The organism is Pedobacter albus, from assembly GCF_036324255.1.
In the GTDB taxonomy this organism is placed as follows: domain Bacteria; phylum Bacteroidota; class Bacteroidia; order Sphingobacteriales; family Sphingobacteriaceae; genus Pedobacter; species Pedobacter albus.
This window is the reverse complement of record NZ_JAZDQT010000003.1, coordinates 240982-264545: the sequence shown is the minus strand read 5'-3', so window position 1 is coordinate 264545 and position 23564 is coordinate 240982. Positions and strand designations below refer to the sequence as shown.

The 23564-nt window shown below is 44.6% G+C and carries 25 protein-coding genes; 8 read left to right on the top strand and 17 right to left on the bottom strand.

Going from position 1 to position 23564, the window contains the following annotated elements:
- Window positions 1-162: 162 nt before the first annotated feature.
- Window positions 163-1704, top strand: a complete 1542-nt coding sequence (amaB, locus tag VRU48_RS16310; protein ID WP_330108986.1) for an L-piperidine-6-carboxylate dehydrogenase — start codon at window positions 163-165, stop codon at window positions 1702-1704.
- Between the two features lie 118 nt (window positions 1705-1822).
- Here the strand turns inward: amaB and VRU48_RS16305 are convergent, their stop codons facing one another.
- On the bottom strand, window positions 1823-2470 hold the full coding sequence (locus VRU48_RS16305; RefSeq protein ID WP_330108985.1) for a GIN domain-containing protein: 648 nt from the start codon (window positions 2468-2470) through the stop codon (window positions 1823-1825).
- 349 nt (window positions 2471-2819) lie between these two features.
- On the opposite strand from VRU48_RS16305, the gene VRU48_RS16300 reads away from it, so the two are divergent.
- The 3 genes from VRU48_RS16300 (at window position 2820) to VRU48_RS16290 (ending at window position 7253) form a co-directional block, all read left to right on the top strand.
- Window positions 2820-5717: a DEAD/DEAH box helicase gene (locus VRU48_RS16300; protein WP_330108984.1), complete on the top strand. Its 2898-nt coding sequence runs from the start codon at window positions 2820-2822 to the stop codon at window positions 5715-5717.
- A 21-nt stretch (window positions 5718-5738) separates the two neighbouring features.
- Window positions 5739-6404: a DUF2927 domain-containing protein gene (locus VRU48_RS16295; RefSeq protein WP_330108983.1), complete on the top strand. Its 666-nt coding sequence runs from the start codon at window positions 5739-5741 to the stop codon at window positions 6402-6404.
- Between the two features lie 303 nt (window positions 6405-6707).
- Window positions 6708-7253 (top strand): transposase, encoded by a 546-nt coding sequence (locus tag VRU48_RS16290; protein WP_330108982.1) that lies wholly within the window; start codon window positions 6708-6710, stop codon window positions 7251-7253.
- 107 nt (window positions 7254-7360) lie between these two features.
- Here the strand turns inward: VRU48_RS16290 and aat are convergent, their stop codons facing one another.
- The gene (gene aat / locus VRU48_RS16285; protein ID WP_330108981.1) at window positions 7361-7996 is read right to left on the bottom strand and encodes a leucyl/phenylalanyl-tRNA--protein transferase; all 636 of its coding nucleotides are present in this window, start codon (window positions 7994-7996) and stop codon (window positions 7361-7363) included.
- 75 nt (window positions 7997-8071) lie between these two features.
- Between aat and VRU48_RS16280 the strand changes: the two genes are divergently transcribed.
- The gene (locus tag VRU48_RS16280; protein WP_330108980.1) at window positions 8072-9502 is read left to right on the top strand and encodes a DUF1800 domain-containing protein; all 1431 of its coding nucleotides are present in this window, start codon (window positions 8072-8074) and stop codon (window positions 9500-9502) included.
- A gap of 50 nt (window positions 9503-9552) precedes the next feature.
- Entirely contained in the window at window positions 9553-10752 is a 1200-nt protein-coding gene (locus VRU48_RS16275) for a DUF1501 domain-containing protein (protein ID WP_330108979.1), read from the top strand.
- Here the strand turns inward: VRU48_RS16275 and VRU48_RS16270 are convergent.
- On the bottom strand, window positions 10749-11102 hold the full coding sequence (locus tag VRU48_RS16270; RefSeq protein ID WP_330108978.1) for a hypothetical protein: 354 nt from the start codon (window positions 11100-11102) through the stop codon (window positions 10749-10751). The two genes, VRU48_RS16275 and VRU48_RS16270, sit on opposite strands and share 4 nt — an antisense overlap.
- A 162-nt stretch (window positions 11103-11264) precedes the next feature.
- On the opposite strand from VRU48_RS16270, the gene VRU48_RS16265 reads away from it, so the two are divergent.
- Window positions 11265-11633, top strand: a complete 369-nt coding sequence (locus VRU48_RS16265; RefSeq protein ID WP_330108977.1) for a YccF domain-containing protein — start codon at window positions 11265-11267, stop codon at window positions 11631-11633.
- Here the strand turns inward: VRU48_RS16265 and VRU48_RS16260 are convergent, their stop codons facing one another.
- Both VRU48_RS16260 and VRU48_RS16255 read right to left on the bottom strand, forming a co-directional pair.
- Window positions 11634-12032 (bottom strand): META domain-containing protein, encoded by a 399-nt coding sequence (locus tag VRU48_RS16260; RefSeq protein WP_330108976.1) that lies wholly within the window; start codon window positions 12030-12032, stop codon window positions 11634-11636.
- A gap of 46 nt (window positions 12033-12078) precedes the next feature.
- Window positions 12079-13056 carry an App1 family protein phosphatidate phosphatase gene (locus tag VRU48_RS16255; RefSeq protein ID WP_330108975.1) on the bottom strand — a complete coding sequence of 326 codons (978 nt, stop codon included), beginning with the start codon at window positions 13054-13056 and terminating at the stop codon, window positions 12079-12081.
- Window positions 13057-13110: 54 nt separating this feature from the next.
- On the opposite strand from VRU48_RS16255, the gene VRU48_RS16250 reads away from it, so the two are divergent.
- Window positions 13111-13992: a diacylglycerol/lipid kinase family protein gene (locus VRU48_RS16250; RefSeq protein ID WP_330108974.1), complete on the top strand. Its 882-nt coding sequence runs from the start codon at window positions 13111-13113 to the stop codon at window positions 13990-13992.
- Between the two features lie 346 nt (window positions 13993-14338).
- Here VRU48_RS16250 and VRU48_RS16245 read toward each other — a convergent pair whose 3' ends face one another.
- The 12 genes from VRU48_RS16245 to VRU48_RS16190 all read right to left on the bottom strand — a co-directional run bounded on the left by VRU48_RS16245 (window position 14339) and on the right by VRU48_RS16190 (window position 23499).
- A complete protein-coding gene (locus tag VRU48_RS16245; RefSeq protein WP_330108973.1) occupies window positions 14339-14680 on the bottom strand; it encodes a hypothetical protein in 342 nt (113 codons plus the stop codon).
- Window positions 14681-14743: 63 nt separating this feature from the next.
- Entirely contained in the window at window positions 14744-15397 is a 654-nt protein-coding gene (locus tag VRU48_RS16240) for an energy transducer TonB (RefSeq protein ID WP_330108972.1), read from the bottom strand.
- A gap of 8 nt (window positions 15398-15405) precedes the next feature.
- A complete protein-coding gene (locus tag VRU48_RS16235) occupies window positions 15406-16113 on the bottom strand; it encodes a peptidoglycan DD-metalloendopeptidase family protein (protein WP_330108971.1) in 708 nt (235 codons plus the stop codon).
- 1 nt (window position 16114) lies between these two features.
- Window positions 16115-16687: a hypothetical protein gene (locus VRU48_RS16230; RefSeq protein WP_330108970.1), complete on the bottom strand. Its 573-nt coding sequence runs from the start codon at window positions 16685-16687 to the stop codon at window positions 16115-16117.
- Entirely contained in the window at window positions 16687-17328 is a 642-nt protein-coding gene (trhA, locus tag VRU48_RS16225; RefSeq protein ID WP_330108969.1) for a PAQR family membrane homeostasis protein TrhA, read from the bottom strand. Before trhA ends, VRU48_RS16230 begins: the two co-directional genes overlap by 1 nt.
- Entirely contained in the window at window positions 17315-17701 is a 387-nt protein-coding gene (rbfA, locus tag VRU48_RS16220) for a 30S ribosome-binding factor RbfA (RefSeq protein ID WP_199141878.1), read from the bottom strand. The genes trhA and rbfA overlap by 14 nt, the downstream gene beginning before the upstream one ends.
- A 90-nt stretch (window positions 17702-17791) precedes the next feature.
- On the bottom strand, window positions 17792-18985 hold the full coding sequence (gene hflX, locus VRU48_RS16215) for a GTPase HflX (protein ID WP_330108968.1): 1194 nt from the start codon (window positions 18983-18985) through the stop codon (window positions 17792-17794).
- Window positions 18986-19432: 447 nt separating this feature from the next.
- On the bottom strand, window positions 19433-19855 hold the full coding sequence (locus tag VRU48_RS16210) for a hypothetical protein (RefSeq protein ID WP_330108967.1): 423 nt from the start codon (window positions 19853-19855) through the stop codon (window positions 19433-19435).
- Window positions 19856-20099: 244 nt separating this feature from the next.
- Window positions 20100-20498, bottom strand: a complete 399-nt coding sequence (locus tag VRU48_RS16205) for a hypothetical protein (RefSeq protein WP_330108966.1) — start codon at window positions 20496-20498, stop codon at window positions 20100-20102.
- 102 nt (window positions 20499-20600) lie between these two features.
- Window positions 20601-21383, bottom strand: coding sequence for an indole-3-glycerol phosphate synthase TrpC (trpC, locus tag VRU48_RS16200; RefSeq protein WP_330108965.1), 783 nt, complete (start codon window positions 21381-21383; stop codon window positions 20601-20603).
- Window positions 21384-21470: 87 nt separating this feature from the next.
- Complete coding sequence (locus VRU48_RS16195; RefSeq protein WP_330108964.1) at window positions 21471-22067, bottom strand: anthranilate synthase component II; 597 nt, start codon at window positions 22065-22067, stop codon at window positions 21471-21473.
- A gap of 28 nt (window positions 22068-22095) precedes the next feature.
- The gene (locus tag VRU48_RS16190) at window positions 22096-23499 is read right to left on the bottom strand and encodes an anthranilate synthase component I family protein (RefSeq protein ID WP_330108963.1); all 1404 of its coding nucleotides are present in this window, start codon (window positions 23497-23499) and stop codon (window positions 22096-22098) included.
- Between the last annotated feature and the right edge of the window lie 65 nt (window positions 23500-23564).

Below are 23564 nucleotides of genomic sequence, written 5' to 3'. Positions count from 1 at the left end.
GCGCATAGAATTGCAAGCTAACGCTGGAAAAGTGTGGAGCGAGGTCGGCAGGCAAAAAATGTACCCTACGGCATTGCCAACCTAAATCCGCTTATTTTGTGGCAATCCTCCTTAATTTTTTGTTGCTTTGTAGAAATCGATTTCAGATCAAACCTTAATAGAATGGAAACAAATATCAGTGCTATTTTAAAGCAATTAGGAATAGAATCCATCAATCCGGCCTATAGCACAGGCCAAAACTGGGCAAGCCCAAGCAACGAAAAAATTATCGACAGCCACTCTCCCGTTGATGGCAAAAAAATAGCGTCGGTGCAAGTGGCATCGGCCAAAGATTACGACCAAGTTGTAGAAACTGCCCAAAAGGCATTTTTGCACTGGCGAACCGTACCTGCCCCAAAAAGAGGCGAAATGGTGCGCCAATTTGGCGAAGAGCTTCGAAAAAACAAAGAGGCTTTAGGCACCCTGGTTTCGTACGAAATGGGCAAAAGCTTGCAGGAAGGTTTCGGCGAAGTACAAGAAATGATAGACATCTGCGATTTTGCCGTTGGCCTGTCGCGCCAGCTTTACGGATTAACCATGCACAGCGAAAGGCCTTCGCACCGCATGTACGAGCAATGGCATCCGATAGGCATTGTAGGCATTATCTCGGCCTTTAACTTTCCGGTAGCCGTTTGGAGCTGGAATACAGCCCTGGCTTGGGTTTGTGGCAATGTTTGCATCTGGAAACCTTCAGAAAAAACACCTTTAACTGCTGTGGCTTGTCAACATATTATTAGCAAAGTATTAACGGCAAATGATGTTCCCGAAGGTGTGTCTAACCTGGTTATCGGCGACAGAACCATTGGCGAATTGATGAGCAACGATACCCGAATTCCGCTAGTTTCCGCCACTGGGTCTACCCGCATGGGCAAGGCCGTGGGCGCTGCCGTGGGGGCACGTTTGGGCAAAAGCCTCTTAGAATTGGGTGGCAACAATGCCATTATCATTTCTTCGGCAGCTGATTTGGACATGTCGATTATCGGCGCGGTATTTGGCGCGGTAGGTACTGCCGGCCAGCGCTGTACCTCAACCCGTCGTTTGATCATCCACGAAAGCGTGTACGAAGCCTTTAAAGAAAAACTAGTTAAAGCCTATGGACAGCTGCGCATTGGCAATCCGCTAGACCAGCACAACCATGTTGGCCCGCTGATTGATACCGATGCCGTAGCCAGCTATCTGGATTCGATAGCCAAATGCAAAGCCGAAGGCGGAAACTTTGTAGTTGAAGGCGGTGTATTGAGCGGTGGCGACTATACTTCGGGTTGCTATGTCAAACCTTGCATAGCCGAAGTAAAAAACGATTATCAAATTGTGCAGCACGAAACCTTTGCGCCAATCCTTTACCTGATCAAATACAAAGAACTTGACGAGGCTATCGCTCTGCAAAATGGCGTACCACAAGGCCTATCGTCGGCCATTATGACCCTCAATTTAAGGGAAGCCGAGCAATTTTTATCGGCCCAAGGTTCAGACTGTGGCATTGCCAACGTCAACATCGGTACTTCTGGCGCCGAAATTGGCGGTGCCTTTGGTGGCGAAAAAGAAACCGGTGGTGGTCGCGAAAGTGGCTCGGATGCCTGGAAAGCCTACATGCGTCGTCAAACCAATACCATTAATTATTCGAATACCCTGCCTTTGGCACAGGGCATAAAGTTTGACTTTTAATTAAAATAAATACACTTGCGAAGTTTTAAAAACTTCGCAAGTATTTACCAAAAAAATAAAAAAGCGCCCCGAATTCGGGGCGCTTTCCTTTTAAAAAAACTGAGATATGATAGGTTTGTTATTTTGAAAGTTTGGCTTCGTCGGCAAGGATAATGCTTTCTAAAGTTTGTTTAACGGGAGCAACTTTGGCAATTAGCGGGGCTACAGTGTTTACGCTGGTGCTATCGGCTACAAACTGATCCATGCTCATTTTCGCTTTTGAACCCAATACGGCATAGTGCTCGGTAGTACTGCCACTTAGTTTTAAGTCTGCGCTATCTTTAACCGAAGTGTATAGGTTAATGGTGCTGGCGTTGATATCGGCCTTGGCGGCACCTTTTAAATCGATGTTCAAGTTAAGGAAGTTTACTTTTCCGTAAGTTCTAACAACCGCATTATCGGCAGCTTCGATTGCAGCAAGGTTACGTACATAAACCGCTACGGTTAAGGTTTCTTTTTGGAAAGAGCTGATGCGCAATACGCCTTCTTGTTGCTGTACCAAAGCGTTTTTAGAATAGTAGCTGTCGTAAACTTTTACGCTTTCTGTCGGCGCTTGCACCAAGATCACTTCAACATTACCTTTTACTTCGATTTTGCTGATGTTTTTTACTTGGTTTAACACGGTTACATTGTTGTTGTCTTTTACTCCTGTTGAAGCAAATGCAGAACTGCTTAATACTACGAGTGATAAGGCGGCTGCGAATAAGGTTTTAATAGAGGTTTTCATGACTTTAATATTTTAAACTGTTGTATAACTGTTGTTTATTTTTTGTTTGGGCCTGCCGTTCTTCTGGGCAGGTTTCGTAAATAAGACTGCATCAAACGAGAAAAGTTGCACCGAAAATGGGCGTATTATACCAGCCTTGGGTAACACTAGACGAACGCCCGTAATTTTTCGACGAACTCGCACAAAAAATTTTCGTCGATAAGCAACTATTTGATTTGTAAGGCAATTGGATCTGACAGCTCGATTAATTTCTCAGAATTTATGCCCTCGCTGTTTGAATAAAAAACAATTTGATGTATGTTTAACATTTTTTAGATGCCTAGCTTTTCTTTCTTTTAGCTTTTATTCAATGTTACGCGTAAATAGTTCCAGTCCTTGCCAAATCGTATATTCATTATGTAAGCATGAGTTTTTGGGCTATTTGATCGAACCGCACATTGTACAGCTCAATCCGCAGGGCGATTTTTCGCTCACCTACCAGCGCTTGTTTACGCATACGGCCAAAGAGTTTGCCAAGCACCTGAGCGAGGTAGATTTTAAGCTGATCAAGATCCTGGACGAAACCGAGCAGGATTTCATCATCAAAAAATACCATAAAAAAGCCATCAGGCCTTTCGAGTTTTTCAGCAAGTTTTTTGACGAGAAGTTTTACGACAACGTAAGGCCAAAAATCGAAAAGAAACTGGCCGAAGTATTGGAAATCCTCAAAACCAAGGACGGCCTGTACCTGATGGACAAAGACGGCTGGCCCGCCGAACGAAAAATAGACCTGGCCACCGAACCGGCTACGGTGCTTTTTCATTTCAGGCGAAGCGAAACCGAAACCCGATACTTCCCCACCATCAAGTACCAGGGCATGCGCATCGATTTTATGTTTAAGGAGGCACAGGTGGTCTGTAACCAGCCGGCCTGGCTCCTGCTTAACGATGTGCTGTATTTCTTTGAACAGGATATAGAGGGCAAAAAGCTGATGCCTTTCCTCAATAAGCGATATATTACCATTCCGAAGGCCACCGAAGCCACCTATTTCGAAAAGTTTGTAGGGCCTTTGATCGAAAAATACCATGTTTACGCCGAAGGTTTCGACATCAAAACCGAGAAACTGGAAGCCACGCCTGTAATCAAGGTTATTTATGTAGATGGTGGCGTTTCGCAGCTGCAGCTGTATTTTAAATATGGGCAATATGCCTTTGCCATGGGCAACGACCAAAAGGTAACGGTTAGGCTAAGCAAGGAAAACGACAACTATACTTTTACCCGCATCAAGCGCAATAGCGACTGGGAGAAAGAGAAATTTGCCTTGCTGCAAAGCCTGGGGCTCAAAAAAACAAGTGCGCTTTTCCATCACCTGGAACTGCCCAACCTCGACGAGAACCATAATCCGTCTTACGCCATTATTACCTGGGTAAACGAGCATATCGATATGCTAAAAGAGCATGGCTATGAAATTGAGCAGGCCACCAGCAGCAAGCGCTTCGTTTTTGGTGCCAATAAAATCGATTTCGAAATCAAGGAAGACAACGATTGGTTCGACATCAATGCCATTGTGTATTTTGGTATTCATCCCATTCCGTTTATTGCCTTAAAACAGCATATCCTCCATAAAAAGAGAGAATTTATCTTGCCTGATGGCGATATCGCCATTATTCCCGAAAAATGGTTTACGCAATACAGCAGTTTGTTTAGCCTGGCCGATGGCAGCAAGAACCTGAAGCTGAAAAAGCACCACATCGGTTTGGTAAACGATTTGGCCGAAGACAGCCTGGCTAACGTAACTTTAGACCGCAAGCTGCAACGCCTCAACGATTTTGAACATATTGCCGACAGCGCCATGCCTACCCACTTTAAGGGCGATTTGCGCCATTACCAAAAAGCGGGCTACAATTGGTTCAGCTTTTTGCGCGAATACAATTTTGGGGGCTGTTTGGCCGATGATATGGGTTTGGGTAAAACCATCCAGACTTTGGCCATGTTGCAAAAGCTGAAGGAAGAAGACGAGCAAAACGCTACGCACAGCACCTCGCTCATCATCATGCCTACCTCTTTAATCTACAATTGGCTAAACGAGGCTAAAAAGTTTACCCCCAAACTCAAGATACATGCCCACACCGGCACTTTTCGCAATAAAGACATCAGCCTTTTTGGCAAGTACGACCTAATTATTACCACCTACGGCATTACCCGCGTTGATGCCGAGCTGTTGAGGGAATTTTATTTCAACTACATTATTTTAGACGAGAGCCAGAACATCAAAAATCCTTCGTCTAAATCGTTCAAAAGCGTGCGCATGCTCCGATCGCGCCATCGCCTTATTTTGAGTGGTACGCCGGTAGAAAATTCGGTGGCCGACTTATGGACGCAGCTTACTTTCCTGAACCCCGGTTTATTGGGCACGCAATCTTTTTTTAACGAAGAATATGTGCAGGCCATAGAGAAAAGAAAGGACGAAGACAAGGCCAAAAAACTGCAGGCCATCATCAAGCCCTTTGTACTGAGAAGAACCAAGGAACAGGTTGCCGCCGAACTGCCACCTAAAACCGAGCATATTTTTTATTGCGATATGAGCGAAGATCAAGCGGCCGTTTATGAGAAAACCAAATCGGCTTACCGCAACGACTTGCTCACCAGTATGGACGATGGCACTTATGCCAAAAAACAGGTGCAATTGCTACAGGGCTTAACCGCGCTAAGGCAATTGGCCAACCATCCGGTGATGATTGACGAAGGCTATGAGTCTGATTCGGGCAAATTCGAAAACGTGGTACACACGCTCGACAACGTGCTGAAAGGTGGCCATAAAGTGTTGATTTTCTCACAATTTGTGCGACACTTGGGCATTTTCAAGAATTACTTCGAAAAAGAACACATTCCTTATGCCTACTTAGACGGCAGTACCAAAAACCGTGGCGAAATTGTGGCCGAGTTCCAGCAGAATACCGACCTAAAGGTGTTTCTGATTTCGATCAAAGCGGGTGGCGTGGGCTTAAACCTCACCCAAGCCGATTATGTGTTTATTCTCGATCCATGGTGGAACCCAGCTGTTGAGCAACAGGCCATTGACCGTACGCATCGCATTGGACAGGAGAAAAAGGTGTTTATCTATAAATTTATATCGAAAGATACCGTTGAAGAGAAGATCCTGGCCTTGCAACGACGCAAAAAATCATTAGCCAATTCATTGATTACGACCGAAGAAAGTTTCTTCAAATCGCTCAGTAAAGACGATATTAGGGAGTTGTTGAATTAGCAATCAATAAATTGCCTGCCCATGAAAAAGATAAAACTGCTTGCCTTCCTCCTACTGGGCTTAAGTTTGAATGCTTTTGCCCAAAAACTCAACGAAAAAGAAAAGGCCGCCTTTGACGATATTGCCTTTTACAGAGCCAGGCCCAACGATTATAGGGTGATTGTAAAATGGGTAGTTCCAATCAGGTATAAGATTTATGGCGATACCAGCCAATACATCAAGAAAGAAATAGACAGTACCTTTAGCCAAATCAGAAGGCTTACCAAGCTCGACATCAAAAAAACGAACGATGATGACGAGGTAAACTTTCTGATCGTAGCTGGTCGGGAAGAAAGCGCATTGAACAGACTATCTGAAGGCATTGTGAAATATGCCAATGGCTATGGAGGCTTCTATTTCAAATCGAACAGCAAATCTGAAATTTACCGTGCCGAAAACCTGATTTTCCCTGAAAGCTATCGGGATAGAACTCCTTTAAGACATTCGTTGAAAAAGAACCTCTTAAGGTCTATCGGCTTGTTAAGCCCTACCGAGCGCAACGCGAACAGCTTGTTTTATTCGAACTATAACGACAAACTAAAAATAGACGATTTCGATTCGCATATCATTGCAGCCTTCTATCAGGAAAGCATCAAGCCAGGGATGACCAAAGAGGAAGTCGATGCCATTTTAAAGGCTAATCAGTAATTTCTCCTTTGTCGCTGGTGAAGAACACCAACGATGGCCAACATCACTTACTCAATAATTGATAGCTGAATAAACTTATCAATATCTTCATGGCCTTATTGGCATTCCTCTATGCACTTGTTGGTGTTCTTCACCAACAAGCTACCCTTACAATAAGTCAATTGGACTTCAAAACCTCCAAATATGCTTCTCTGCTCATCATTTCGGTACTTAAGCTCATGCCCTTGTTGATGTTCTTCACCAACAAGCTAAAAGAGTCACTCATGAAATCGCTGTTTCTTCTCAAAATCATTATCTTGTAACATGGTACCAATAGCAACGTATCATCCCCAATTTTTTACCGTCGCGATTTTAAAATGGCAAAATCTTTTATTAGCTGACGAGCGAAAAGAGATAGTCATCTCCAGCTTAAACTTTCTTCATGCCAAGAAGCGGATAAAAGTATATGCTTTTGTTATCATGCCGAACCATATTCATCTGATTTGGCAAGTTATGTCAGGTTATTTAAGAGAAGATGTACAAAGAGATTTCTTAAAATTTACTGCACAACAATTATTGAAAACTTTAAGAAATGGCCATACCTCCGAAATGAAAAACTATTATGTCGGCCTTAAAGACCGTAAATATCAGATTTGGCAACGTAATGCGCTGAGCAAAGATTTATGGTCTGAAGCATTTTTTCTTCAAAAGCTTGGTTACATCCACAACAACCCTTGTCAACCCAAGTGGATGTTGGTAGATGCGCCCGAAGACTATTATTATTCAAGTGCCTCTTTCTATAAAAGTCAGCAAAACAATTTCAGCTTCTTAAGCCATTATAGCGAACGAATGTTCTTCTGTCGTTGGTGAAGAACACCAACGGTGGCCTACATCGCTTACTCAATATATCCATGACTTAATACAGTTTTGCTAGCTCTTGTTGGTGTTCTTCACCAACAAGTTACCCTTACAATAAGTCAATTAAACTGCAAAACCTCCAAATATGCTTCTCGGCTAATCATTTCGGCACCCAAGCTCATCAAATGCTCGTTGGGCAATTGACAATCGATCAGTTCAAAACCCATGTTTTGGCAGAGGTAAATGAGCGCCGTTTTAGAGGCGTTGCTCACCAAACTGAACATGCTTTCGCCACAAAAAACCTTATTGATTTTAACGCCATACAAGCCTCCTACCAGTCGGCCTTGTTGCCAAACTTCTATGCTGTGCGCCAGCCCTTTTTGGTGCAACTTGATATAGGCCGACTGCATCTCGTTGGTAATCCAGGTTCCATCCTGCCCTTCGCGGGGTACTGCCGCACAATACCTGATTACATTTTCGAAATCTTGATTTACCGTTACCTCAAAAACACGGTCCTTCATTACCTTGGCCATGCTCTTGCTCACTTTTACCCGTTCCGGAAAAATGACACAACGCTCGTGCGGTGCATACCACAAAATAGGGTCGGCGTGGCTAAACCAAGGAAATATACCGCTCTGGTAAGCCAGTTCCAGCCGTTCTACGCTCAGGTCACCTCCAATGGCCAATAACCCATCAGGCTCGGCCAAAGCCGTATCAGGAAAAAGCAGCACATCGTCTAGCAATCTAAAAATCATGCTGCAATAATAGCAAACAAAACAATAGTTAAACCCAAGCGTTTTAAAAGAGTCATAACTGTAAATCGAACTCCCATGGAGAGAAAAGATAATTTCAACAGTGTTAAGCATCTATATAGTCGCGCCTCTTTCGGAATTTCCTATCCCAAGCTGCAAGACCTCAGCAGAAAAAACCCGAACAAGGTAGTAGAACAGCTCTTTAAGGATTCTGCCGTTTTCGAAGAGCTGAAAAGCGTAGATCCGGCCGAAGTAAGGCAACAAATGGACCTACAGGCTAGCCTCGGAGCTAAAAAGGAACTCACTCAAGAGGAAAAAGACCAGCGACAGGAAATTACCAAAACACAAAACGAAAGAAGCCGTTCGCTCAACATCGATTGGCTTATGCGCATGATCAACACCAATGCATCGTTACGCGAGAAAATGACCCTGTTTTGGCATGGCCACTTTGCCTGTCGCTCTAACAACCCCATGTTTGCCCAGCAGCTCAATAACATCCAACGGCAATACGCCTTGGGCAGTTTCCGGACTTTGCTGGTCGAGGTTTCCAAATCGCCGGCCATGTTGCAATACCTCAACAACCAACAGAACCGCAAAGGCAGACCAAACGAGAATTTTGCCCGCGAATTGATGGAACTTTTCACCCTGGGCATCGGCAACTATACCGAACAGGACATCAAAGAATCGGCACGGTCGTTTACCGGCTGGACTTACGACAAAAACGGCGATTTTCAGTTGAGGCCGGCCTTTCACGACGAAGGCAATAAAACTTTCTTTGGCAAAACGGGAAATTTTGATGGCGAATCGATCATCGACATGATTTTGGAAAACCCTAAAACAGCCGTTTTCATTGCGAGAAAACTGTATGTATTTTTTGTAAACGAAACGCCAAACGAAGCGCATGTAAAAGAGCTGGCCGATCATTTTCACGCCAGTCAGTACGATATTTCGGCTGTACTGAAAAAGATGTTTACGGCCGATTGGTTTTACAGCGCACCCAATGTGGGTACCAAAATCAAATCGCCGGCGGAGTTTCTGGTTGGATTGAGTCGCGAATTTTATGTCACCTACAACAAGCCACAGGTGCTCATCCAGTTGCAAAGCAGCTTAGGGCAATACCTGTTTAATCCGCCCAACGTAGCGGGCTGGCCGGGTGGCAAAAACTGGATAGACAGCTCGTCACTGATGCTACGGATGAAAATCCCTTCGCTGGTGCTAAACGACGGCCTCATCGATTTTAGCGGCAAGGCCGACCCCGAAGACGAAGCGGTAATTGCCCTAAACAAACCAGCCAATGCCAAGCCCAAACCCAAATCGTACGTGGATGCGCAAAGCGATTGGCCTAAATTTTTGGCAAGCCTGCCCAAGGGGATCAAACCCCTCGACTTGGCCAAGTTTTTATTGCAGCCTAGCCTGAGCCAAAAAATCACCGACATGATTGCCAACAACCAAGGCTTGAAAAACACCGCCATAGAAGTAACCAGTTTGCCAGAATATCAGCTTTGCTAACCATACTTGCGAAGTTTTGAAAACTTCGCAAGCGTACTAAACCCAAGAAGATGAAAAGAAGAGATTTTTTAAAGAATTCTGCCCTGGCTGCCGCCGGTAGCTTGTTTGTTCCAGTGTTTATGAAACCTTTTGAGGCCTTGGCCTTAGACGAACTGAGCCCTTACAAAAACCTGGTGGTGGTACAGCTTTCGGGTGGCAACGATGGCCTCAATACGGTTATTCCTTTTGGCAACGATATTTATTACCAAAAAAGAAAAAGCATCGCCATTAAGCCGGAGGATGTGATCAAACTGAACGATATGCAGGGCCTCAACCCTAACTTGGGCGCTTTGAGGGAGATTTACGACCAAGGCTGGATGACCATCATCAACGATGTGGGCTACCCCAACCCCGACCGCTCGCATTTCCGTTCGATGGACATTTGGCAAACCGGCAGCGACAGCAACCAGTTTCTTTCTACCGGATGGATTGGCCGCTACCTCGATTCGAACTGCGAAACCTGCAAATTTCCCTATACGGCAATTGAGGTAGACGATAGCTTGTCGCTGGCCATGAAAGGCAATTCGAAAAAGGGAATTGCCCTCAAAGATCCCAATACGCTGTTTAGAAATACCAACGAGGCCTTTTTTAAACAGGTGCTCAACAGCAGCAAAGACCATTTGGATGAAGACAATTTGGGCTATTTGTACAAAACCATGGTCGAAACTTCCTCGTCGGCCAATTATATTCAGCAGACTTCCAAAATTTACGAGAGCAAGGCCACCTATCCCAACAGTGGTTTCGCCAATCAGCTTAAAACGGTATCGAGATTTATTTCTTCTGGCTTAAAAACCAAGGTTTACTATGTGTCGCTAAGCGGTTTTGATACCCACGTGAACCAATTGCAGCAACAAGGCAACCTGTTTAGGCAATACAGCGAGGGCATGGCCGCGTTTTTAAACGACCTGAAACAGCACGACAAACTGAACGATACCTTGGTGATTACTTTTTCCGAGTTTGGACGTCGGGTAGAGCAAAATGCCAGCAACGGTACCGACCATGGCACGGCCAACAACGTATTTGTATTTGGTGGCCGATTAAAAAAACAGGGCATTTACAACAGTGCCCCAAATTTAAGCGACCTAGACAATGGCGACCTTAAGTACCAAGTAGATTTTAGAGAGGTCTACGGAACCATTTTAGACAACTGGCTCGATGTAAGCAACCAGCAGATACTGACCAAAAAATTCCAAACCCTGGATTTTATCTAATTGGCTGTACGCTTTAGCACATAGTATTTGTAGCTTCCATATTCGCCTCCCAGCGCATAGACCTGAAAAAGTTCGTAGCCATAGTTTTTCATTTGATTGACGCAGTCGAGCGCCGAGTTGAATTCGAGTTCCTTGCCTTTATCATCCTTGATATAGGCTTCTTCTTCTTGATTTATTTTCTGGCCGTAATCTAGCTTTATCCACCTTTTATTACTAAGAAATTTTCCAACTTCCCTCAGTTCGATGTAAGGCGCTTTGATTTCGCTCAGTTTTTGGCCGTTAACGGTTTGTGCTTTGGCGCCAAATGCCAAGCCAATGGCCATAGCCATTAAAAAAATTAACTTTTTCATGTCCTTATGGTTATTTGTGTATTCTAAATATACACAATTGTAGTATTCCAATAAATAATCAGGGTTAATTTAATATAGGTTCGTCATCAAAAATCAGGCGCCAAATCGGGTTAATCGCTGTAACATTCGGGCCTGCTGATGCTCTTAATAAAAAGCGCATACATGAACTTGATTGGCAATATTATCTGGATTATTTTTGGTGGATTACTGATTTTTTTCCAATATATTTTTGGTGGCCTTATTTTGTGCCTAACCATTGTAGGCATTCCATTCGGCATCCAATGCTTCAAATTTGCCATAGTTGGACTGGCACCATTTGGCGTTAAAATAACCAACACCAGCTACGGCGTAGGTTGCCTATCGACCATCATGAACATCATCTGGCTTATTTTCGGTGGATTAAGCATTGTGCTTACCCATTTGGTTTTCGGCCTTTTGCTGTGCATAACCATCGTAGGCATTCCCTTCGGTTTGCAGCACTTTAAGCTGATGAGCCTGGCCTTTTCGCCATTTGGCAAATCGATCAGCTAGTTATTTGGCCGGACTAAACACCAATAACACGGTGCCGTTTTTCAAAATCTGCAGTTTATTATCGCTTACCTTTAGGTTGGTGGCACTTTTGAGATCGTTAAGGAAATTATTTTCTGCCTGGCCCACTTCTTCGCAGTACATCATGGTGCCTATCAACTGGTCAAATTTTACCGAATCGCCTTTAATCATGGCCGAGCCTCCAAAGCCATTGCAAAACGACTTGCCGCTTACGTGATTGTTGCCTTCAAAATTTAAGGTAGCTTTTGCCTTGGTGGGCAGGGTTTTGCCTGGCCATTCGCTCAATACCCATTTGGTGTTTGCTACACTGGCACTTTGCATTTTTGGGGTACAGGCCTGAACAATCAGTATCATGACTAGGCCAAAGAATAAATGTTTCATGGTCATTTTGAATAGGGTTTACCTAAAGATAAGCAGCATTTGCCTGCTAAGCAATTAATCCGATCTTTTTCGAATGGCTAATGGCTTCTTCACTATCCGTAAACAGGCAGGTGTGTATTTGGTTTTGTTCGAGTTCGTTTAAAAGCGCCAGGGTTCCCTCTTGTTTTTTGGGCCTGATGTTCCTGATGTAAACCGCAGCTACATTTTGAGGAAAACGCATGGCAATGGTATGGTAAATGACTGGGTCTTGCTGCGAGTTATCGCCAAAGAAAACAAAGCGCTGTTTCGGAAAGGCATCAATAATGCGCATCACCCTCAACAGTTTCCCTTCGTGTCCGGTTTTCCCGGTTTTAAAGAGGCTTTTCCATCGCTTAAGCTGATTGAGCAAAAATGCGCCCTCAGGCAATTGGTTGAACCTGAACGTTTCTACCAGGTAATCGTACAAATTCCATTCGCTGCTCGACACGTAGAAAAACGGATTGGGTTGCGTGACCTCGGTATAGGCATTGGCCAATAATTGGTAATGCATTTGTGTCATGGCAAAGGTTTTGCGCGTTCGCGGATTGCGGGTAAAGAGTTCTTTTAATCGCCTGCCCAATTTTACCGAATACGATACCATTACCGTATCGTCTATATCAGAAATAAAGGCATATTGGGTAATGTGGGGCACAAAAATCTCTCCTTCGGCCGTTGCCAGCACTTGGTCGGCCTCGTCAACGGCATCAACCTTTACCCGGTGCCAACCAGCGGTTACGTTTTCCTGGGCTTGCCACTCGAACTTGAAAAAGCCATCGTACGCTGTTTTTTGGTGGATAATCTGCTGGTTAAAATGCAAGCGTACCCGAGCAAATGGATAGGGCTTTACCATAAACAATTTGAGCAGGTGCACCATATTAACCAAAAAATTACGGCTAAAGCCTTGCTTGGTCTTGGCTTTGAACTTAAACACATGGCCATAAAGCACCAAATTATGGGTATGCCCATAGCCGTGGTATATTTTTACGCTCAGGTTTTTGTTCATCATATTTAAAACAGGCTTTGGCCGTCAGTTGTTTTGTAGGCACTTCAAATTAGGCAAGTGAAAACGAAAAAGCTTCTTTTTATCATCAACCCAGGTTCTGGTCATGGCACCCAAAATTTTGCCGAAACCATTGCTGCTTTTTTTAACGACAGGGAGGAACAGGCCGAGGTTTATCAGCTACCCAAAACCTGTGTGATGAAAGAGCTGAAAGCCATCATCAAAAATGCAAAGGCCAACCGTGTAATTGCCGTTGGTGGCGATGGTACGCTCAAGTTGGTGGCCGAATGCCTGTTGGGAAATGATACGCCCATTGGCATTATTCCGGCAGGCTCGGCCAATGGCATGGCCAAAGAACTGGGTATCCCCTTGGAGGTAAACGAAGCGCTGACCTTAGCCACAACTGGGCGGCCCAAACAAATCCATGCCATCCTCATCAACAACCAACTGTGCATCCACCTGGCCGATATTGGCTTTAATGCCTACTTGGTTAAAAAATTTGACGAATTGCCCGCAAGGGGGATGCTTACCTACGCCAAAGCCCTCTGGCATGCCCTTTGGAATCATCGCAAAATGGATGTGGAATTTTCGATTGGCGAAAAGACCATCCGACAGCAAGCCGCCATGGTAGCCATTGCTAATGCCACGCGATATGGCACGGGGCTACAGATCAATCCCGATGGAAAATTAGACGACGAACTTTTCGAAGTGATCCTGGTCAAAGAATATGCCGTGATGGAAATTCTGAAAATATGGATCAGCAAATTGCCTTTCAATCCAAAGAAAATAGAAAGCTTTCAAACCACCAAACTGCACATCAACACCAAACACCGGGTACATTTTCAGGTAGACGGCGAATATTTGGGCAAAATAAGCTCGCTCAAGGCAAAAATTATCCCTCGGGCAATCCATGTGGTTGTTCCGACTTCGCAAGCCCGATAAAGAGGAGAATCTCCCATCATATAAGGCTAGGCATTAAGAGCATAGGATTAACGGCCAACCCTTAGCCTCTCTAAGGCGTCTTAGGTGGTCAAACAATAAAACCCAGTATTGCAAATCTTTCAACTGCACCGATTAACCATTTAGGAATTTAGGGCATGAAGAATTAGGATAGTCAACCCTCAGCTTTCTAAGGCGTCTTAGGCGGTTAAAAAATAAGGTAACTTTATTCCATTTTCCAGTTTCACCAGTCTCCATTGGATTGAATAACCATAAAGGCATTAAGCAAAATGAAGAATTAAATATTAGCCTCTCTAAGGTGGCTTAGGTGGTCAAAAAATAAAACAAGTTATTGCAAATCCTTCAGCTTCACTTGCCCCCTAATGGTCAGGTAGAGCCTTACAAATTCGAACATGATGCAGACTTTGAGCAACACCCCAAACCATTTGTCGCCATAATAGCTCAATGCCTCGGGTAGCAGGGTAATAAATCCAACTGAAAACACCCACAGGTATAACCTCAAAGGAAACTGGATGTAATAGAGTATAAACCCGAATTTTTGCAGCCTGAATTGTCCGTAAGCACCCCACAGCACCAGTATAAACATCGGGAACATTAAAATGGCACTTATTTTAGCCGAAAGCTGATCAGGTTGTTTGTTAAAATGTGTAGCGATTTGCCACAGCTGCATGGACATGAAAACTAGAGAAACGAGGTCGAGTAAAGCAAAGTAACGGAAAAGTAGACGCATTTTTTATTTACAGTATTTATCTAAGTACTCCTTGGCCTTCGGAGAGCCCATATATTTAACAAAGCTGAATTCTTCGCAGGCACCGAGCTTATCGCCCTGCTTGTATTTTCTTAAACCGGCTTCAATCCTGCTGTTCAGGTAATCGTCGTCGATGCCCAACTCGGCTTTGAGTTTCATGATTTTGGGCAGTTCTTCGGGCTTGAAGTTGCCATTTTCCTTGTTGCGGTAATAATTGAGCACTACATTAACCAGCGCCTGCTCATCTTTATAGCCTTTTATCGCGAGGGCAATATCATTGGCACTCACCTGTCGGCAGTCGTAGCCATCGAGGTTGAAATTAACGGGCACTACCAGTAAAGCCGTGGTATCGTGGCTCAGCGGCACAGTCCATTTGCCACTGCTCATGCGGATCAGCCTCAAGGCTTCATCGTCAAGATCGGTACCCATGCCCTTGTTGATGGCAGCGTAATACACTTCGCCTTTGGCATTGAGCTTAAAGCCCACATTTACCGTGCCCTGAATACAGTGGTGCAGCGAATAGGCAGGATAAATAATATTCCTTTTGATAAAGGCCGACAAACCGCCTTTGATACTGGGTTGCTGCGCCTGCGCAAAAGTAGAAACGAAGAGCAAAAAAAGGGTGGCTATTCTTATCATGCTTCAATTTACGAATTTTGTGGCAAAGCCGATGCAAAAGTCTGTGTTAAAATCAAGGCTGGATCTGGACAGTTCTGCAAATAAGCATCGCGCTTGGAGAATTGGCAAACACCAGGATAATCGCCCTTAAGATCGTGCATATCGAGTATCAGCTGCAAATGCAGATGCGGTGGCCATTGTCCGTTTTCGGCAGGTTTTCCAAAGCAGGCAAAAGCTTTGCCTTTCGGTATCGTCATGCCTTCGTACAAGTGCTGCAGCGAGTTCAAATCTAAGTGGCCATACAAGGCATAAAATGTGAGTTCGTCAAACTGATATTGCAGAATAATCGTCGCACCATAATCGCCAAAATTGTTGTTAAAGCGAAAACTGTGCACCTTGGCATGGTAGAAGTTATAAACGGGCGTTCCGGCAGCCCCCCAAATATCGACACCCAAATGCAGGCGCCTTGGTTCTTCGCCTTGATCAAAATGCGTACTTCTGCTGTAAATGGTACGGTGTTCGTTATAGCCTCCAATGCCATAGCGAGCATGGTTTTTAGCCAGTTTTTTATCAACCCAAGCCGAAAAACGATGGGTATCACTTAGCGTGGGCAAGTCTAGCTCAGTGTTGTTGGCCGTAAAATCGAATGGCAAAAGCTGGTCGGCAGTAGGGTCAAAGTCTACTACTTTGCCAATGAGGCCCATGTGTTTGTTTATGATTTCTTTAAACGGAAGCATCTTATTTTTTTAAGGGACGAGTCCAAATCTGTATCATTCCATCAGCACCCTGCTGGCCATAAACCGACGTTGATAAAGCCCTGTAATAAATGGCAATGGCATCCAGCTCCTCAAACTTGAGCTTTGCTATCGTTGCCTTTGCCTCATCTGGACTAACCCTTACTTCATTAATTACCAATATTGGGTTTTTGGAACCAGTTGCAAATATTTCTTTCGCTTCCGCGAGCATTTCCCTCTTCTGTTGCTTGGGTTGCCTGCTTTTAAGCTCGATGGTGATGAAACCCTGCGAAAAAAGCTCTACGCCCAGCGCTTCCTCGGTATTGCCTATCGGATGCATCAATACAACGCGCAACAAATCTTTAGCCGTTTTAGCTCGTAGTTTTTTATTCAGCTTTAAACTGTCTTTTGCCTCATAAAAACCCGAATACGGCAGAAAGTATTTGTAATTGTGCACTAACGGTACGTGGTTGTTTGTAGCTTTGACCAAATTGTCGATATAAGCTTTAGTCAATGGCTGGGCCTGCGCCACAGCTGCGCCAACACCAAAAACAACAAGCAACCCTATCTTTTTCATCAGCCTTTAAAAACATAAACGTAATTGTAGATGAAATGCGACAGGGCTCCAAAATTCACAAACAAATGCCATACTTCGTGGGTATGGAAGTATTTGTACAAAGGCTTGTCTTTGGCATAGAAATAGGTGCCTCCAATATAAAAAACACCGCCTAAGAAAAGCCACACCAAAGCCATTGTGGGCAAGGTTTCGATCATTTTGGTAACGAACGGAATAATGAGGCAGCCCATGGCAATGTAAAGCCCGGTTGATACCGCCTGATTTTTGAGGCGGTTAAAGATCTTCAGCAGGCAACCTATTATCGCAATAGACCATACCAAGCCAAACAGCAACCATCGGATCCAGCCATCAAACACCAAAAGAGCCGTAGGCGTAAATGAGCCCGCAATCATCAAATAGATGCAGCAGTGGTCGAACTTTTGCCAAAAACGGATACCATATTCTGTTTTGGGCAGGCTATGATAAATGGCGCTTACGCTAAACAATACCCAAATGCCAATTCCATACACATAAGCGGCGGTATAGGCAAAAGAGGTGTGCGCTGCCTGCAACAGCAAATACAAAGCTGGGATGGCCAAAACGGCCGGTACTACGTGGGTAAGAAAATTTCCTGGTTCGCGAATGTACCTATTGGTCTGCATCGGTTGGCTCGTCCGTATCTTTTCGTTCCTTGGCTATTTTATCGAATATTTTATCCATGTGCTCTACATATTCGTTGGTATCGTCAACAAAAAACGAAAGCGTTGGAATAACCCTGGCCTGATGGCGAATGCGCGAACCCAGTTTATACCTGATTTCGCTGGCATGCGCATTTACGGTAGCTACCGATAGGCTGGTGTTGTTGGTATTCAAAAAACTCAAATATACTTTGGCTACGGCCAAATCGGGCGAAACCCTAACTTTGGTAATGGTTACTAAGGTATTGGGTAAATAAGAAGCCCCTTCGCGCTGAAAAATCGCGGCCAGTTCTTCTTGTAATAATCCTGCAAACTTCTGTTGTCTTTTACTTTCCATAATCTCAAATTCTATAGCTAACTGCCAAATTGGACGACTAAAGCATTTGCTGCAATATAAGCCTTTTCTTGGTGTGTGCGCTCTTTTTTCTTAATATAACAACTTATCGTAGGGATAGCGCGTGGTATGCAAAGCTTTTACTTTATCGTACAGCAGCTGCTTAAATTCTTCTACATTTTCCTTTAGCGTTGCCGAAATAAAGATGGCCGGATCGTTGTGATGCGCCATCCAGCTTTTTTTGAAATCGGCCAAGGTTAGCGGCGCTTCTTCCTCGTCTTCATGTCGGTCTGTTTCAGGCGTTACATAGGCATCGATTTTGTTAAAAACCATGACGGTTTCCTTGTCGCGGGCACCCAGATCTTTCAGGGTTTCGTTTACCGTATGGATCTGGTCTTCAAAATTTGGATGCGAAACGTCTACCACATGTACCAAAATATCGGCCTCGCGCACCTCGTCTAAGGTCGATTTAAAACACTCGACCAAATGGTGTGGCAATTTTCTGATGAAACCCACCGTATCTGAAAGCAGGAAAGGCAGGTTTTCGATAACCACTTTCCTCACCGTCGTGTCAAGCGTAGCGAAAAGCTTGTTCTCTGCAAATACATCCGATTTAGAAAGCATGTTCATGATGGTTGATTTGCCTACGTTGGTATAGCCCACCAGAGCCACGCGGATCAGCTGCCCGCGGTTTTTGCGTTGCGTTTCGTTTTGGCGGTCAATCAGCTTAAGGCGTTCCTTAAGCAGGGAAATCTTCTCCAAAATCATCCGCCTATCGCTTTCAATCTGGGTCTCGCCCGGACCGCGCATCCCGATACCCCCCTTTTGACGTTCCAAGTGGGTCCATAAACGGGTTAATCGAGGCAATAAATATTGCAACTGGGCCAGCTCTACCTGTGTTTTGGCCTGTGCGGTTTGTGCCCGTCCGGCAAAAATATCCAAAATCAGGTTGCTTCTGTCCAGTACCTTTACCTGCAGTTCGCGCTCAATGTTGCGCAGCTGCGACGGCGAAAGCTCATCGTCAAAAACCACCATGTCTATTTCTTCTGCCTTTACATAGGCCTGTATTTCTTCGAGCTTTCCGGTGCCCACAAAGGTGGCGCGATCGGGCTTGCTCATGCGCTGCGTAAAAACTTTTTCTACCTTTCCACCTGCCGTATCAACCAAAAAGGCTAATTCTTCGAGGTATTCTTTGGTTTGTTCGGGTTTTTCGCCTGGCATAATTACCCCTACCAGAACGGCTCGTTCTTGCTTAAGGGCAGTATCGTAATATTTCTGTTTTCCCATTGTATGCTACAAAGATACGAAATCTAAGTTCGTTTCATTTTGCACCTATAAAACTTAGTTTGGGGCTTAATGTTTTATTTTTAACGAAGCTGGCGAGGGGTTGTTGGTGAAGAACACCAACAATGGCGTATTATGGAAATTGTTGGCGAAGAACAAGAGCGCATCGATTAGGAAAGCAAGCGCAGTATTTTATGGCCACAGCAGCCCCGCTGTACGCTTTACTTCGTGCCCGCTGCCATCGGGTTTAGAGAACGCGGGATTGTGGCCAAGTTTCAAAGTGCTGGTCAGGATGTGCCATCCCGACCAAGATAACCCTGGATTTGCAATCCAGCTAAAAAATCATTTATTGACAAGGGCAACAAAAAAGGGCCTCTTTTGCAAGAAGCCCTTCATTAATTAACTGTATTTTTTAGTAGAATTGTGCAAACCACGCACGTTTCGGGTTAATTAATCATTAAACTGATATACTACACCACCGGTAATGTAGGTATTTGAAAAACTAGGGGTTTCCGTTTTAACCACCTTGCCATTAACCAATATTTCAAGCTTGATAGCACCTGTAATCTTATAATTTTCGGTGATGCTTAGGCTAACATCACTTGCATAGCTTACGCTTTTGGAAATTGTTTTCGAGAAAGGCAGCGATTGTCCGGTTAGCTGGGTATCGGCATCCGTTTCGTTGGTAAAGCGGATGTCCATCACGCCAATATTATCGCCCGAAACTTTGCTTACCCTGTATTCGATGGTCACATTTTTTGGATAGTTTTTGCGCGGATCGTTCACCTCATCAGGTTTCTTGCTGCAGGCACTTAATAGGGTTAGCACCATTAAAGGCAGCGCTATATAGAATAGCTTTCTTAGGTTTTTCATCTTTTTCATAGTCTTATCTTTTTCGTTGTTACCTCACAAAGGTAGACCCGTGCCCTATGCCAGTCCATCACGGAAAACCAGTATTTTGACACCCAAAAAACGCGTAGATTTATTAATTTTCGGCATTTCTACAACTTATACGACTATAAGAGCCGGGCAAAAATTCTTGTTGTCATGGGCATAGAATCAAAAAGCCCGATCTAGATTTTACATCCAGACCGGGCTTTTTTTGGTTTAATTCGTGTTATTTACCGAAAGTATAGCTTGTGGTAGCAGACAATGCTGTACCTGTTCCGATGTTTTCTTTAACGAGTTTGCCGTCTACCCAAATCTGTACCTTTAGGCTAGAGTTGGCACTTGCACCCGATCCGTTTGCGCCAAAATTAATCACCAATACAGACGAAGGAATAGTGAGCTCGGCACTGGTAAACGTTCTGCTGTTTACCGAAGTGTTGGTGGTAATATCACCAGTTGCATTGGTAAACAAGGCGGTCGAGATGCTGGCATCAGAAGAAGTTTCGGCCTTGAACACCACTTTGTGTGTTCCGGCGGGTGTTTCATCATCTTTTTTGCTACACGAAGCCAAAATTGCGAGAGCGATTAACGGAAGTACGACAAGTAATAGTTTTTTAAAGTTTTTCATCTTATCAGTTTTTAGTGAGTAATGCCAACCAAAAACAAACACTATGCCATTAACTAAAACGAAAACATCACTACACCCTTAATCCCAGCCCTAAACTACAGGCTATAAATGCTTTACAAAATCTGAAATCGCCCGACCAGGGTCTTCGGTTTTCATAAAGTTTTCGCCTATCAAAAATCCATTATACCCTACACTTTGCAGTTCCTTAATGGTTTGTGGATTACTGATGGCGCTTTCGGATATCTTCAAAAACTCGTCAGGAATGTGGCTCACCAAATCAAAAGAAGTTTGGATGTCTACGGTAAAATCGCCCAAATTACGGTTGTTTACGCCAATGGCATTTACGTTGGGGCAAATGCTGGCCTGCAGCTCTTCAAGATTGTGCACTTCCAACAATACATTTAAGCCCAGGTTTTGTGCAAAACTGCCCAGTTGGGCAACTTCCTGCGGACTTAAAATAGAAGCGATAAGCAAGATGATGTCGGCGCCCCAAGCCTTGGCTTCCAAAATCTGGTATTCGTCTATCATAAAATCCTTACGCAGGATGGGAATTTGATTGGCTGCTCGGGCTTGTTGCAAGTCTTCGGCCTTGCCGCCAAAAAAATCGGTATCGGTTAGCACCGACAAAGCCGAAGCGCCGGCTTGGGCATAAGCTTGGGTTACCGCAGCCACATCGGCCGTTCCGTTGATCAGTCCTTTTGATGGCGACCTGCGCTTAAACTCGGCAATGATCCCGCTGCGCTGGGCATCCAACAGAAAATCCTTAAATACCAAAGGCTGCCTGCTAAAATGCGGATAGGCCTCTAGCTCTTTTACGCTCACCCGGCTTTTGGCCGAAGCGATTTCTTCTTTTTTGCGGTGAACGATTTGATCGAGTATGTTCATTTTCTATATTTTATCATCATGGCGAGGAAAGATTGTTTCTCCCCAAAATCCCGACAGCTCTCAGAACGGGATCGCCATGACGTAGCTTTAAAGGGTTAACCAGTTTTTCATCATTTGTTTGCCGTCGGGCGTAAGCACGCTTTCGGGGTGGAATTGTACGCCACATACATCATACTCGCGATGGCGCAAGGCCATGATCTGCTGGTCGGTATCGATGGCCGTAACGCGCAACACCGAAGGCAGATCGGCAGGATTAACCACCCACGAGTGGTAGCGGCCCACTTCAACCTGTGTTGGGCAATCTCTAAACAACAATTCGCTTTCGTCTAATACCGTAACCGGCGTGGCAATGCCATGCATAGGTCGGCCTAAATTAAGCAAGCTACCTCCAAAGGCTTCGGCAATGGCTTGCTGACCCAGACAAACGCCCATGATGCTCTTGCTCGGCGCATAGGTTTTAATTACCTCGAGCAGCAAACCCGCTTCTTCGGGAATACCCGGCCCCGGCGAGAGCAAAATCTTATCGTATTGCGCCACCTCGCCAAGTTCAAACTTATCGTTTCTCCATACTTCGGCCTCAAAACCCAATTCGTTAATGAGGTGTACCAAATTATAGGTGAAACTATCGTAATTATCAATTACCAATATCTTTTTGCCTCCTGTTGAGGCCTGATTATTTTCCATCTCAATCGTAAATCGTAATTCTAAAATCCTAAATCTCTTCAGCCATCGCAATTGCCCTGCGCAAAGCGGCTATTTTGTTGTTTACTTCGTTCAGTTCGCTTTCGGCCACCGAATCGGCCACGATGCCGGCACCGGCACGGTAATGCAATTGGTTGTTTTTGCTCATAAAGGTGCGGATCATGATGGCGTGGTTAAAATCGTCGTTAAAACCCATGTAGCCAATGGCTCCAGCGTAAAAATTACGGCTCAGCTTTTCGTATTGATCAATCAGTTGCATGGCCTTGTATTTTGGTGCGCCACTCAACGTTCCGGCCGGATAGGTATCGGCCACGATCTTGAACGAGCTGGTTCCTTCCTGCAAATTCCCGCTTACTTTAGAGACCAAGTGGATAAGGTGCGAGTAGTACTGCACTTCCTTAAACGACTTTACTTCTACACCGGTACAATGCCTGCTCAAATCGTTACGGGCCAAATCAACCAGCATGACGTGTTCGGCGCTTTCTTTGGGATCTTGTTCCAGTTTTTTGGCCAAAGCGACATCTTCTTCGTCGTTTCCGGTGCGCTTAAAGGTACCTGCAATGGGGTAAATGCTGGCCACGCTGTTGCTTACCGTAATCTGTGCCTCGGGCGAAGAACCAAACAGCTTGAAGCTTCCATAGTCGAAATAAAACAGGTACGGCGAGGGATTGATGGAACGCAGGCAACGGTAAACATTAAACTCGTCGCCCAAAAAGCCTTGCTTAAAAGCTCTTGAAGGTACAATCTGAAAAACATCGCCACGGTAGATATGCTTTTTCAGCTGTTCTACCATCTCCATAAAACCCTCATTGCTCAAATTCGATTCTTCCTCACCATTAACCTGGAAACTGTACTCGGGAAAGTTCTTGTTTTGAATCAGGTATTCGATTTTGGTCAGGTCGTCGTTATCATCGTCGTTGAACACGTTTTTGAACAAGGTAATCTCGTTCTTGAAGTGGTCGATGGCAATAATATAGCGATACACATGGTATTGCATGGTCGGGATCGTTTCATCGGCCGGCGCAGTTGAAGTAAATTTGATATCCTCAAAATGCTGTACGGTATTCCAGGTAAAATAACCGAACAAACCGGTCGATATTTTTTTGTCGACCGCGGGACTTATCGATTTAAACTGTGCCTTAAACGCTGCAATCTCATCGGTAAGCACAAAACTGTCCTTGCTGCTTTTTTCGCCGTCGGGGAAATAGGCGCTCAGCTGTTCGTTTTGCAAAACCAATCCGGCCACAGGTTCGGCGCACACATAGCTAGTGGCATTTTCGCGGCTATGGTAATCGGAGCTTTCGAGCAAAATGGTGTTCGGGAACACATCGCGCAGGCGCAGGTAGATGCTTACCGGCGTAGTGGTATCGGCTAAGCGCTTTTTGGTGTGTGTTTGTATCTGGTATGTTTTCATATTATTTCTTTATTCGCCATTTCAATTGATTTTGTCGGGCTTTGCCATGGCGATATTTCAAAAAC

Coding starts and splice junctions, on each gene's coding strand:
- VRU48_RS16210 (WP_330108967.1), bottom strand. CDS start 19,855: ATGAAAAACCTAAGAAAGCTATTCTATATAGCGCTGCCTTTAATGGTG.
- VRU48_RS16265 (WP_330108977.1), top strand. CDS start 11,265: ATGAACTTGATTGGCAATATTATCTGGATTATTTTTGGTGGATTACTG.
- VRU48_RS16280 (WP_330108980.1), top strand. CDS start 8,072: ATGGAGAGAAAAGATAATTTCAACAGTGTTAAGCATCTATATAGTCGC.
- VRU48_RS16260 (WP_330108976.1), bottom strand. CDS start 12,032: ATGAAACATTTATTCTTTGGCCTAGTCATGATACTGATTGTTCAGGCC.
- rbfA (WP_199141878.1), bottom strand. CDS start 17,701: ATGGAAAGTAAAAGACAACAGAAGTTTGCAGGATTATTACAAGAAGAA.
- aat (WP_330108981.1), bottom strand. CDS start 7,996: ATGATTTTTAGATTGCTAGACGATGTGCTGCTTTTTCCTGATACGGCT.
- trpC (WP_330108965.1), bottom strand. CDS start 21,383: ATGAACATACTCGATCAAATCGTTCACCGCAAAAAAGAAGAAATCGCT.
- VRU48_RS16295 (WP_330108983.1), top strand. CDS start 5,739: ATGAAAAAGATAAAACTGCTTGCCTTCCTCCTACTGGGCTTAAGTTTG.
- VRU48_RS16290 (WP_330108982.1), top strand. CDS start 6,708: ATGGTACCAATAGCAACGTATCATCCCCAATTTTTTACCGTCGCGATT.
- VRU48_RS16230 (WP_330108970.1), bottom strand. CDS start 16,687: ATGAAAAAGATAGGGTTGCTTGTTGTTTTTGGTGTTGGCGCAGCTGTG.
- VRU48_RS16270 (WP_330108978.1), bottom strand. CDS start 11,102: ATGAAAAAGTTAATTTTTTTAATGGCTATGGCCATTGGCTTGGCATTT.
- VRU48_RS16245 (WP_330108973.1), bottom strand. CDS start 14,680: ATGCAGCTGTGGCAAATCGCTACACATTTTAACAAACAACCTGATCAG.
- VRU48_RS16205 (WP_330108966.1), bottom strand. CDS start 20,498: ATGAAAAACTTTAAAAAACTATTACTTGTCGTACTTCCGTTAATCGCT.
- VRU48_RS16240 (WP_330108972.1), bottom strand. CDS start 15,397: ATGATAAGAATAGCCACCCTTTTTTTGCTCTTCGTTTCTACTTTTGCG.
- VRU48_RS16190 (WP_330108963.1), bottom strand. CDS start 23,499: ATGAAAACATACCAGATACAAACACACACCAAAAAGCGCTTAGCCGAT.
- VRU48_RS16275 (WP_330108979.1), top strand. CDS start 9,553: ATGAAAAGAAGAGATTTTTTAAAGAATTCTGCCCTGGCTGCCGCCGGT.
- VRU48_RS16305 (WP_330108985.1), bottom strand. CDS start 2,470: ATGAAAACCTCTATTAAAACCTTATTCGCAGCCGCCTTATCACTCGTA.
- VRU48_RS16255 (WP_330108975.1), bottom strand. CDS start 13,056: ATGATGAACAAAAACCTGAGCGTAAAAATATACCACGGCTATGGGCAT.
- hflX (WP_330108968.1), bottom strand. CDS start 18,985: ATGGGAAAACAGAAATATTACGATACTGCCCTTAAGCAAGAACGAGCC.
- VRU48_RS16235 (WP_330108971.1), bottom strand. CDS start 16,113: ATGCTTCCGTTTAAAGAAATCATAAACAAACACATGGGCCTCATTGGC.
- VRU48_RS16300 (WP_330108984.1), top strand. CDS start 2,820: ATGTTACGCGTAAATAGTTCCAGTCCTTGCCAAATCGTATATTCATTA.
- VRU48_RS16195 (WP_330108964.1), bottom strand. CDS start 22,067: ATGGAAAATAATCAGGCCTCAACAGGAGGCAAAAAGATATTGGTAATT.
- trhA (WP_330108969.1), bottom strand. CDS start 17,328: ATGCAGACCAATAGGTACATTCGCGAACCAGGAAATTTTCTTACCCAC.
- amaB (WP_330108986.1), top strand. CDS start 163: ATGGAAACAAATATCAGTGCTATTTTAAAGCAATTAGGAATAGAATCC.